Annotated in this window: 8 protein-coding genes and 1 pseudogene; 4 read left to right on the forward strand and 5 right to left on the reverse strand. The window is 64.0% G+C overall.

The features are described from left to right. Positions 1–313: 313 nt before the first annotated feature. Together ltrA and ACQCSY_RS01870 are read left to right on the forward strand one after the other, a co-directional pair. Positions 314–1,753: a group II intron reverse transcriptase/maturase gene (gene ltrA, locus ACQCSY_RS01865; protein ID WP_427128827.1), complete on the forward strand. Its 1,440-nt coding sequence runs from the start codon at positions 314–316 to the stop codon at positions 1,751–1,753. A 127-nt stretch (positions 1,754–1,880) separates the two neighbouring features. Next, positions 1,881–2,306 (forward strand): annotated as a pseudogene (locus tag ACQCSY_RS01870) (IS30 family transposase); the annotation flags it as partial. Between the two features lie 372 nt (positions 2,307–2,678). Here the strand turns inward: ACQCSY_RS01870 and ACQCSY_RS01875 are convergent. From ACQCSY_RS01875 to ACQCSY_RS01895, 5 genes are all read right to left on the reverse strand, one after another. Then, positions 2,679–3,581 carry an aldose 1-epimerase family protein gene (locus tag ACQCSY_RS01875; RefSeq protein ID WP_427132695.1) on the reverse strand — a complete coding sequence of 301 codons (903 nt, stop codon included), beginning with the start codon at positions 3,579–3,581 and terminating at the stop codon, positions 2,679–2,681. Beyond that, complete coding sequence (araA, locus tag ACQCSY_RS01880; protein WP_427132697.1) at positions 3,578–5,098, reverse strand: L-arabinose isomerase; 1,521 nt, start codon at positions 5,096–5,098, stop codon at positions 3,578–3,580. The genes ACQCSY_RS01875 and araA overlap by 4 nt, the downstream gene beginning before the upstream one ends. A 39-nt stretch (positions 5,099–5,137) precedes the next feature. Further along, on the reverse strand, positions 5,138–5,848 hold the full coding sequence (locus ACQCSY_RS01885) for an L-ribulose-5-phosphate 4-epimerase (protein ID WP_427132699.1): 711 nt from the start codon (positions 5,846–5,848) through the stop codon (positions 5,138–5,140). Continuing rightward, entirely contained in the window at positions 5,845–7,596 is a 1,752-nt protein-coding gene (araB, locus tag ACQCSY_RS01890; RefSeq protein WP_427132701.1) for a ribulokinase, read from the reverse strand. The genes ACQCSY_RS01885 and araB overlap by 4 nt, the downstream gene beginning before the upstream one ends. 133 nt (positions 7,597–7,729) lie before the next feature. Beyond that, positions 7,730–8,743, reverse strand: coding sequence for a LacI family DNA-binding transcriptional regulator (locus tag ACQCSY_RS01895; protein WP_427132703.1), 1,014 nt, complete (start codon positions 8,741–8,743; stop codon positions 7,730–7,732). Between the two features lie 382 nt (positions 8,744–9,125). Between ACQCSY_RS01895 and chvE the strand changes: the two genes are divergently transcribed. Further along, positions 9,126–10,250 (forward strand): multiple monosaccharide ABC transporter substrate-binding protein, encoded by a 1,125-nt coding sequence (gene chvE / locus ACQCSY_RS01900; RefSeq protein ID WP_427132705.1) that lies wholly within the window; start codon positions 9,126–9,128, stop codon positions 10,248–10,250. A gap of 106 nt (positions 10,251–10,356) precedes the next feature. Then, positions 10,357–11,886, forward strand: a complete 1,530-nt coding sequence (gene mmsA / locus ACQCSY_RS01905) for a multiple monosaccharide ABC transporter ATP-binding protein (RefSeq protein ID WP_427132707.1) — start codon at positions 10,357–10,359, stop codon at positions 11,884–11,886. Positions 11,887–11,891: the final 5 nt, after the last annotated feature.

The raw sequence follows: 11,891 nt of genomic DNA on the forward strand, positions 1-11,891 counted from the left end.
AACTTGGATGTCGGTTAAGGTCGTTGGCATTCGAGGCCATGGTGAAGGCCTGCGGCGTAGCCGTGGCGATACCGCAGGGGCATAGCTGGGCGCCTAACCTGCCCATCGGTAAACAGTGAACGTGGGAACCATCGTGCGTCTCCCGTGACCGTGGGCCCATCCAGGGTCACGGTCACGGGTGGGCGTGTTGTCCGTCGATCGGCGTGCGATGGGGCGGAGGGGTCGTAGTAGTCCGAGCGGGGGAAAGCCCCGTACATGGCGAAGGGCCCCAGCGGATATGACGCAGTAGCTACTGCAGGGAACGGAGACATTGGTGAATACCGGTGAACCGCGATGGGCTGACCTCGATGAGGCAACCGTGCGGGTACGTGCGATGCAGACGAAACTGCACCACTGGGCGGTCAGCGATCCTGACCGCCTTTTCGAGGATGTGTTCAACCTCGTCTATGACCGGGATTTCCTCACCGTTGCGTGGGGCCGGGTCAAAAGCAACAAGGGCGCCAGAACGGCCGGTGTTGACCGGCGCATTCCGGCCCTGATCGGTGGCGGTGCCGAAACCGTGGAGTTTTTGGGCGAGGTCAGGGAGCTGTTGAAGTCCCGCGCCTTCGCCCCGTTGCCGGTGAGGGAACGATTGATCCCCAAACCTGGCAGCAGCAAACTCCGACGGCTGGGTATTCCCACCGCGAGGGACAGGGTGGTTCAGGCATCCCTGGCCTTGGTGCTCGAACCGATATTTGAGGCGGACTTCAAGCCGGTAAGTTACGGCTTCCGTCCCAATCGTCGGGCTCAGGACGCGGTCGCCGAAATCCACGCAATGGGCACCCGGAGATATCACTGGGTGTTCGAAGCGGACATTGAGGCATGCTTTGACGAACTCAAGCACTCGGCTGTCATTGCCGAGGTGCGCAAGCGAGTCACCGACAAACGCGTGCTGGCCCTGATCGGCAAGTTCCTCAAGGCGGGCATTATGTCCGCCGAGGGGAAGATCAGAGCCTCGGGCACCGGAACACCGCAGGGAGGTATTATTTCGCCGCTTCTGGCGAATATCGCCTTGACGGTCTTGGATAAGCATTTCTGCGACAAATGGGATGCCCACGGCACCCCGTATCGCAGGGAAGCCCACCGGAAACGCGGCGGGGCCACCTATCGCATCGTGCGCTACGCGGACGACTTCGTGATCATGGTGGCAGGCACCAAGGACCATGCGGAGGCACTCTGGGACGAGGTTGCGGAGGTGATCGCCCCGCTGGGATTGAAAGTCTCCGTGCCCAAATCCCGGGTTTGCCATATTGACGAGGGCTTCGACTTTCTTGGTTTCCGCATCCAGCGGAGACTGAAGAAAGGAACCCAGAAGATGAGTGTCTACACCTACCCGTCGAAGAAGTCCTTGCTGACGATTCTCGGAAAGGTACGGGCACTGACACGCCGAGCGGAACACCCCTCACTCGACGTCCTGCTCCGCCAGCTCAACCCGGTGGTGCGCGGCTGGTGCAACTATTTCCGCCATGGGGTTTCCAAGGCGACCTTCGGCTATCTCGATGCGTTCATTTGGCACCGGGTTACCCAATGGATTCGCAAGCGGCACCCCGGCATTACATGGAAGGAACTCTACCGGCGCTTCCTGACAGGGAGGCCCGGAAACCAGCCGCAAGCCGAGGGAATTACGTTGTTCGACACCGCCTCAATAGCAGTAACGAGGTATCGGTGGCGGGCGCACAATATCCCAACGCCATGGGCGTCCAGCATGGCCTGAGTGGCTATCCGTGGAGCGCCGGATGCGATGAGAGTCGCACGTCCGGTGCGGAGGGCGGGTCGGAGAAACGAGCCGGGAGCAATCCCGGTGTCGCGCTCCGGCCCGACCCTACATAACCGGAACCTACAACCAGTCGGCGATTGCGACGCTTGTCGAACGCACCACCCGCTACGTGATGCTCGTGCACCTGCCGGTCGATCACACCGCCGAATCGGTCCGCGACGGGCTGATCCAGACCATGGGAACCCTGCCGGCGCACCTGCGAGGATCCCTGACCTGGGACCAAGGCGTCGAAATGGCCAAACACAAGGCCTTCAGCATCGCCACCGACATGGACGTCTACTTCTGCGACCCGGGCAGCCCCTGGCAGCGCGGATCCAACGAAAACACCAACGGGCTGTTACGCCAGTACTTCCCCAAAGGCACCGACCTGAACGCCTACGGGCCCGAGGACCTGGAACACGTCGCCCAGGAACTCAACGCCCGACCCCGCAAAACACTCGACTGGAAAACCCCGGCCGGGTCACTTCGTGATTTACTGATAGCCAGCTGACCTCGGGTGTTGCATCGACCCCTTGAATTCGCCTCAGAGCACCCTTTCCCTGTTTAAACACACGCCTTCAGAGCCGGTCCGATGAAAATCCCGGGCTAGCGGAAGCAGAATTCGGGACACCCGCCGCCGGAACCAAGGCGCCGGTGTTGCCCCCAGAAGTGCTTCCTACGAATCATTTCGCCATAGTCACTCTTTGGGTATCAGCCGGCCGTCCGCCGACACTGCCGACAGAGGCCGCCAGGCCTCCCAGGAGGAGGGCTGCCGGCGTTGCTAAAGGCCTTACGTACGGGAACCGGAAGTCGTGACTTTGTCGGTTTCCGTGGGGACAGGAATCGGGATCGGCGGCCCGGGCACCGATTCACTTCACTGTCGTCAGGCGGCGAAGATGCTCCAGGACGCTTCGTGTGTCGCGCCCGGTTCCAGCCGCACGAGGTCCTGGCCGCTGTTGAACGCATCAGGCGGGCAGGTCATGGGTTCCACGGCGAGTCCGAGCCGGTTGGGAGAGGGCGGCTGCTTGTCCGCGGTGTGTACCTGCAACCAGGGACAGATCCTGTCCCAGGCCATGCCGACGCCGGTTCCACCCGGGTCCCGGGCGCTCAGCTGCGCCCGGCCGTCATCGTCGAAGGCGATTGCTGTGAAGGCGTGGTCAATTTCCGTGGCACCGATGGCTCGCGGCGTGCGGAAGTCGAATTCGTGGTCGGCCACGGGCCGGGTGGCCAAGGGCAGCAGCCGGTCCGGTGTCACCTCAAGGAAGGACTCCGCCGGGATCTGAAGTGTCCATTCATCCAGGGGCGCCGGTCCGGCCAGCAGGTAGGGGTGCGGGCACACGCCGTAGGGCGCCGTGCCCTCCCCGATGTTCCGTGCCGAAACCGTGGTATGCAGACCTGCCGAGTCCACCCGGTAGTCGGCCCGGAGCTTCAGCCGGAAGGGATATCCGGCGCTCTCGGCAACGTCGCAGGACAGGCTCAGCGCATCGATGCTGCTCTGTTCAATAGACCACAACTGGTCGAAGACGAGCCCATGCAGGGCGGTCCTCCGCCCCGCTTCGTTGAGGGGAAGATGCAGGATGCTGCCATCATGCCGGTAGCTTCCGTCGGCGATCCGGTTTGGCCAGGGCGCCGCGATGATGCCCCGGTAGTCCGGGATGGGCCTCTCCGCGTCGAACGGCACCACCAGGTCCCGGCCTTGGAAGCTCAGCTCCCGGAGGGCGCCGCCCCGCTGCACGACGCTCGCGGCGTAGTCCCCATACCGCAGCCGAAAGAGGTCCCCGTTCACAGCCCGCCGGCCAGTTTGTAGTAGGCGGCGTTCCAGGCCAGTTCCTTCTTGAACTGCTTGATGGTGGTGCCTTCGTCGATGGTGAGCAGCTCTGTTTGGGCGATTTCGGCGAAGTCCTCGAAGACGTCCATGCCGACCTGGGTGGAGAGGACGGTGTGGTGGGCCGCGCCGGCGGTCAGCCACGCGGCAGCGGAGGTCGCGAAGTCGGGCTTCGGCTCCCAGAGGGCGCGGGCGACGGGCAGGTTGGGCAGCGGCTGGTCCAGGTCGACGACGTCGACGGCGTTCGCGACGAGCCGGAACCGGTCGCGCATGTCGGAGAGGGCCACCACGACGCCGGGTCCGGCGTCGGTGTCGAAGACCATCCGGACGGGGTCTTCCTTGCCGCCGATGCCCAGTGCATGGATCTCGACGCGCGGCTTTGTCGCGGTCAGGGACGGGCAGACCTCGAGCATGTGCGCGCCCAGGATCTTCTCCTCCCCCGGGGTCAGGTGGTAGGTGTAGTCCTCCATGAGCGAGGCGCCGCCCGGCAGTCCGGCGCCCATGACCTTGGCGGCGCGGACCAGGATCGCGGTCTTCCAGTCGCCCTCGGCGCCGAAGCCGTAGCCGTCGGCCATCAACCGCTGCACGGCCATGCCCGGGAGCTGACGCAGGGCACCGAGGTCTTCGAAGGACGTGGTGAAGGCGGCCGAGCCGTTGGCTTCCAGGAAGCTGCGCAGCCCCAGCTCGATGCGGGCGCTGTAGCGCAGGGAGTCGTGGCGGTCCCCGCCGGCGCGGAGTTCCGGAACAACGTCATAGAGGCGCTCGTACTCGGCAAGCAGGGCGTCGACGTCGGACTCTTCCGCGCCGTGCACGGCGTCGGCGAGCTCGTTCACGGACCAGGTGTTCACGGAGACGCCGAAGCGCAGCTCGGCTTCGGTCTTGTCGCCTTCGGTGACCGCGACGTTGCGCATGTTGTCGCCGAAACGGGTCAGCTTAAGGGTGCGGACGGCAGCCCAGCCGGCGGAAGCGCGCTGCCATACGCCCACCTGCCGGGAAACCTCCGGATTGGAAACGTGGCCCACCACCGTCTTTCGGGGAATGCCCAGGCGGGACTGGATGTAGCCGAACTCGCGGTCGCCGTGCGCGGCCTGGTTCAGATTCATGAAATCGAAATCGATGTCGGCCCACGGCAGTTCCACATTCGCCTGGGTGTGCAGGTGCAGGAGCGGCTTCCGCAGCAGGTCCAGGCCCTGGATCCACATCTTCGCCGGGGAGAACGTGTGCATCCAGGCGGTCACGCCGATCACGGCGTCGTCGGAGTTCGCCTCGAGCGCGGTGCGGCGGATGGCGTCCGAGTCGGTCAGCACCGGTTTCCAGACGATCTTGACGGGGACGTCGGAGGACTGGTTGAGCTGGTGGGCAATCTCCTGCGACTGCGCGGCCACCTGCTTGAGGACGTCCTCGCCGTAGAGGTGCTGACTGCCCGTCAGGAACCAGACCTCGTACGGTTCGAGGGAGGTGTTGTTGGCGTTGGACATGGGTTTCTCCTGAAAAGATTCGGTGGAAAGCACGGTGGTCTAGCGGCCGTAGACGTTCTGGTAGCGGGCGTAGAGGGCTTCGATCTTGGCGGGATCGATGGGCAGCGGCTCGCCCAGCTGCCGGGAAATATGGACGGTGCGCGCCACTTCCTCGCACATGACCGCCGCCTTCACGGCTGAGCGGGCATCCTTGCCGATGGTAAACGGGCCGTGGTTCTGCATCAGGACCGCGGGCGATTGGGAGGCCTGCAGGGTTTCCACGATGCCGCGGCCGATCGAGTCGTCGCCGATTAGCGCGAACGGGCCAACCGGGATGGTTCCGCCGAATTCATCGCCCATCATGGTCAGCACGCACGGGATGGCCTCACCGCGCGCGGCCCACGCCGTAGCGTAGGTGGAGTGCGTGTGGACCACTCCCCCGACCTCCGGCATGTGGCGGTAGACGTAGGCGTGCGCGGCCGTGTCCGAGGACGGTCGAAGGGCCGGGTTGCCCCACTCGACGAGGTCGTGGTCGCCGCCGGCGGAGAGCCCGCTGACCGGGATCCCATAGAGATCGGTCACGACCATGAGGTCCGGGGTCAGGTCGTCGTAAGAGACGCCGGAGGGCTTGATGACCATGAGGGCGTGGCCTGGAACCCGGGCGGAGACGTTGCCGGCCGTCCAGACCACGAGCTGATAGCGAGTCAGTTCGGCATGCAGCTCGCAGACCTCGCGGCGCACCCGGGCTATGGTGTCCAGAAGTGCGCTCATGCCTTTGCTCCTGCCAGGACAGTGGCGCTGCCGGAGGTATCGTTAGCGGGTGCCAGCGCACCGGCCTGCACCCTTCGCTGGATCTTCTTCAGCCGGTGCATGACCTCGTTCATTCCCCTGCCGAAATAGTCGTGCAGATCCCGGTACTCCCGGAACAGCTCCTCGTAGGCTGCGACGTTGTCCGGGACCGGAGTATAGACGGCGCCGGGTTCGGACCCCATCACCACGGACGCGGCGCGCACATCGGGGTACCTCCCGGCAGCGACTGCTGCATGGATGGCCGAGCCCAGCGCAGGCCCTTGGGCGGAGCCGATGGTGGAGAGCTGCAAGCCGGTGATGTCCGCGTAGATCTGCATAAGGAGTTTGTTTTTCAGCAGCCCGCCGGCCACGATGAATTCCTTCACTGGGACGCCTGAGTTGCGGAAGGCGTCAACGATGGTGCGGGTGCCGAAGGCCGTGGCTTCGAGGAGTGCGCGGTAGATGTCCTCCGGCCGGGTGGCCAGGGTCTGGCCCACCACAACGCCGGACAGCTCATGGTCCACGAGGACCGAGCGGTTGCCGGAGTGCCAGTCGAGTGCGATGAGGCCGTGCTCGCCGATGGCCTGGCCGGAGGCCAGTTCCGTGAGGTACTCGTGGATGCCGAGACCCAGCCGGGCTGCGGCGTCGTGGTATTCGGGCGGGACCCCGTTCTTGGTGAACCAGCCGAAGATGTCTCCCACTCCGCTCTGGCCGGCCTCGTAGCCCCAGAGCCCTCCCACGATTCCGCCGTCGACAACGCCGCACATGCCAGGCACCTCCCGCAGTTCGGTGCCGTTCATGACGTGGCAGGTGGAGGTGCCCATGATGGCAACGAGCTGTCCGGGTTCAACGGCTTTGGCTGCGGGGGCGGTGACGTGGGCGTCCACGTTGCCCACTGCCACGGCGATGCCCTCGGGCAGCCCGGTCCAGGCGGCGGCCTCGGCTGTGAGGTATCCGGCGGCGTCGCCCAGGCGTCCGATGGTGTGGTCCAGCTTGGTGCTGACAAAGTCCTTGAACTGCGGGTTCAGGGCGGCGAGGAATTCTTCGGAGGGATACGTCCCGTCCTGGTAGATGCCCTTGTACCCGGCGGTGCAGGCGTTGCGGACGTAGTTTCCGCAGAGTTGCCAGACGATCCAGTCCGCGGCTTCGACCCAGTGGTCCATGGCCGTGTACGCTTCCGGGTCCTCCTCAAGCAATTGGAGCCCCTTGGCGAACTCCCATTCGGAGGAGATCAGCCCGCCGTACCGCAGCAGCCAGGCCTCGTCCCGTTCACGGGCCAATACATTGATCCGGTCCGCCTGCGCCTGCGCGGCGTGGTGCCTCCAGAGTTTCACGTAGGCGTGCGGCCGGTTGGCGAATTCCTGCAGCTCGTTCAGCGGGGTGCCGTCAGCCTTGACCGGAACCATGGTGCAGGCGGTGAAGTCAGTGGCGATGCCGACGACGGCCGAGGGGTCGATCCCTGCCTCGGCGATCGCCGCGGGCACCGCGTGCCGGAGGACGTCCCGGTAGTCGTTGGGCACCTGAAGTGCCCATTCGCCGGGGAGCCGGGCCGCGCCGTCGCCCGCCATGTCGGCCGGCAGGACCTCAGTGATGACGGCGTGCGGGTAGTCAAACACGGCGCTGCCGAGTTCCTTGCCGTCGCGGACGCGCACAATCACGGCCCGGCCGGAAAGGGTGCCGTAGTCCACCCCAATAACAAAGCTTTCTCTGCCGTCTGCTGTGACGTCCATGAAGTCCTCCAATAACGTGCCGCGGCTTCGCGGACTGCACTAATTGTGAGCGCTAACAAGAAGGCTGTCAAGAACCCCAACCGCAGTGATCCATCCAATACGGGAGCCACCGTCGGGTGGCAGGCAACCGAAGCTAAGTGAGGTGCGAGGTGCTGGCGCGGACTACGAGTTCAGGATCGACGACCGTGGTACTGCTTGCCGCACCGTCCTCGATCTGCGTCCGCATCATGTCCATGCAGCGCCTCCCGAGCTCCTCAAAATCCTGCCGCACCGTGGTGAGCGGCGGTGTGAAGTAGGCCGCTTCCGGCTGGTCGTCGAAGCCAACGAGAGACACGTCCAGGGGCACCCGGACACCGGCTTCGCTGAAGGCGCGCAGCAGCCCGAGTGCCATCTGGTCGTTGCCCACGAACACTGCCGTGGCCGTCCGCTCGGCGGCAAGTTTCTGGCCGATCCGATAGCCGCTGCCGGCGCTCCAGTCGCCTTCCAGCAGAAGGTCGTCAGTCAGCCCCGCCTCCGCCATTTCCTCACGCCAGCCCTCAGCCCTTGCTACGGCATCGATCCAGTCCCCGGGCCCGGAAATGTGGCCGATCCGCCGGTGGCCCTGGCTGATCAGGTGAGCCACGGCCAGCCGCGCCCCCCGCTTCTGATCCACCATGGCGCTGCTGAAACCGCCATGCCTCCCGGCCCCGACCACAACCACGGGCACATCCAGGCTCAGGCTTTCCAGGGTCTGGACTGTTCCGTCATGCGGGACGATCACTATGATCCCGTCGGCGCCCTGGTCGGTGAAGTAGCGGACGGCATCTGCGATGGAGTCCGCACCGGACTCCTTCAGCGCGGCGATACTGACAAAGTATCCCGCTTCGCGGGCAGCCTGCTGAACGCCGAGAAGGGTATTGGCCGGACCGTACTGGGCGAGTTCGGTCCCCAGGACGCCGATGATTTGGGACCGCCGGGTCACCAAACTTCGGGCGGCCGTATTACGCCGGTAGCCCAGTTCGGCAATTGCGGCTTCCACCCGTTCCCGGGTGGCTTTGCTGACATTGGGGTGGTTGTTGACCACCCGGGAGACGGTCTGGTGGGAGACCCCTGCATGCGTGGCAACGTCTTCAAGGCGCGGCGGACGTCTATCGCTAACGTTCCCCATGTGAGGCACCTTTCTTTCCCGAAGCAATGTACTGTCCAACATCCTACGGGCGGAAGGGAGGGCGTCCCATCGGGCCCCGCACAGGGAGGACAGGGACAGGGGGCATGGATGGCCACGTCGAGAAGCCGGTCACGTGGCGGATCGGCGGCCGGCGGGCAACCGCCCAAACATCAGCCCCCATATCGTGTGACTTGACTCACAAGCCGGGCCCGTGCTAGTTTCAGGGAGACAAACTTGTTAGCGCTAACACATGCGGGCATCGTTTAGGCTCGTCGAGAAATGGCTAACCGGACCTAAAAAAATACTGAGCCGTCGAGTAGCGCAGACGCTACCCGGACCAGTATCAGTTCGCGGACTGAGCTGTTCGCGGAAGGAGAATATCGTGGGAATCAAGAAACTGTTGGGCGCGTTCGCCGTCGTCCTCGCACTCACTGTGGGGGCCACCGGTTGCGGTAGCCGCGGCGCCACAACCAGCCCGTCCGCCAGCGCTGACAACGCGGGCGCCCTGGTCGGCATCTCAATGCCCACGCAGACCTCGGAACGGTGGATCGCGGACGGCAAGAACGTCTCCGAGTCCGTGACGAAGCTGGGATACAAGACCGATCTCCAGTTCGCCAATGACGATATCCCAACCCAGGTGTCGCAGATCGAGAACATGCTGACCAAAGGCGCCAAGGCACTCATCATCGCGGCCATCGACGGCACCACCCTGACAGACGTCCTCGCCAAGGCGAAGGAGCAAAACGTCAAGGTCATCGCGTATGACCGCCTCATCAACGGCACCCCCAACGTGGACTTCTACACGACCTTCGACAACTACACCGTGGGTGTCCAGCAAGCCACATCGCTACTGACCGGCCTGGGCCTTCTTGACGCGAGCGGCAAGAAGGTGGACGGCAAAGGCCCGTTCAACGTGGAACTCTTCGCCGGCAGCCCCGATGACAACAACGCCAACTTCTTCTGGACCGGCGCCATGGACACCCTCAAGCCGTTCGTCGACGCGGGAACCCTCAAGGTCCCCAGCGGCCAGACCAAATTTGAACAGGCTGCGATCCTGCGGTGGCAGGCTCCCGTCGCACAGAAGCGGATGGAGGACATTCTCACCGCGGCCTACAGCTCCGGCACCAAGCTGAACGGTGTCCTGTCCCCGTATGACGGTCTGTCCATCGGCATCATCTCTGCACTGACCAGCACCGGCGGCTACGCCAAGGGAAGCCTGCCCATCGTCACCGGCCAGGACGCTGAGAAGGGCTCGGTGAAGTCCATCATCGGCGGCGAGCAGTACTCCACCATCTTCAAGGACACCCGCCAGCTGGGTTCCCAGGCCGTGAAAATGGTCGACGCCCTCCTGAAGGGGCAGGAGCCTGAGGTCAACGACACGAAGACCTACAACAACAAGGTCAAGGTTGTACCGGCGTACCTGCTCAAGTCCGTGATCATCACCAAGGACAACTACAACAAGGAACTCATCGACTCGGGGTACTACACAGGCGCCGACGTCAAGTAGCCAAGTCGCGGGGTTGTGGCCGGGTATTCCGCCTGGCCGCAACCCTTCGCGCAAGCGCCTGCAGCCGCAGGGCAGCCCAGCTTCGACCAGTCAGTGGGAATTGACGATGAAAACACCCATTCTTCAAATGCGAGGAATCACCAAGACCTTCCCCGGCGTGAAGGCCCTCCAGGACGTCACCCTGGATGTGAACCGCGGCGAGGTACACGCCATCTGCGGCGAAAACGGCGCCGGAAAATCCACCCTGATGAAAGTGCTGTCCGGCGTCTACCCGCACAGCTCCTTCGAGGGAGAGATCCTCTTCGAAAACGAACCTTGCAACTTCTCCAGCATCTCCGACAGTGAGAAGCGCGGCATTGTGATCATCCATCAGGAACTGGCGCTGAGCCCGTACTTGTCCATCGCCGAAAACATCTACCTCGGCAACGAGCAGGCCAAGAACGGCTGGCTGGACTGGCGCAAGACCAACCTCGAAGCGAGCAAACTGCTGGCGCGGGTAGGCCTCAGCGAGAACCCCGTCACCCCCGTCCAGCACATCAGCGTGGGAAAGCAGCAACTGGTGGAGATCGCCAAAGCACTCTCCAAAGAGGTCAAGCTCCTGATTCTGGACGAACCCACCGCCGCGCTCAATGACGAGGACTCCGGCCACTTGCTGGACCTGATCCTCCATCTGAAGGGCCAGGGCGTCACCAGCATCATCATCAGCCACAAACTCAACGAAATCCGCAAGGTGGCGGACGCCGTCACCATCATCCGTGACGGCAAGACCATCGAGACCCTTCGACTGGACGAGGGACAGATCACCCAGGAACGGATCATCCGCGGCATGGTGGGCCGGGACCTGGAGAGCCTGTATCCGGACCGGGACCCGAAGATCGGCGAGGAAGTCCTGCGGATCGAGGACTGGTCGGTGCAGCACCCGCAGGACCACACCCGGATCGTGGTCCACAACGCGAGCCTGAACGTGCGCAAGGGCGAAGTCGTCGGGCTGGCCGGCCTCATGGGAGCCGGGCGGACGGAACTGGCCATGAGCGTCTTCGGACGCACGTACGGCCACGCTATCTCCGGGAAAGTCTTCAAGTACGGGCAGGAAATCAACACCTCCACCGTATCCGCCGCCATCAAGCACGGCATCGCCTACGCAACGGAGGACCGCAAGCTCTACGGGCTGAACCTCATCGAGGACATCAAGCGCAATGTCTCCATGGCGGCGCTCCGCAAGCTCGTCAAGCGCGGCTGGGTGGACAAGAACGAAGAAACCATGGTGGCCAACGGCTACCGGAAGAGCATGAACATCAAGGCTCCCTCGGTGGCTGCCATCACGGGCAAACTTTCGGGCGGAAACCAGCAGAAAGTGGTGCTGAGCAAGTGGATGTTCTCCGATCCGGACGTGCTGATTCTTGATGAACCAACGCGGGGCATCGACGTCGGCGCCAAGTACGAGATCTACACGATCATCGGCAGGCTCGCGGCTGAGGGAAAAGCGGTCATCGTGATCTCCTCCGAGCTGCCCGAGCTCCTGGGCATCTGCGACCGGATCTACACCTTGTCCGCCGGCCACGTCACCGGCGAAGTGCCCATCGCCGAAGCATCCCAGGAAACCCTCATGCACTACATGACCAAAGAGAAGGAATAGCGAAC

This window comes from Pseudarthrobacter sp. S9, from assembly GCF_050156545.1.
GTDB lineage: Bacteria > Actinomycetota > Actinomycetes > Actinomycetales > Micrococcaceae > Arthrobacter.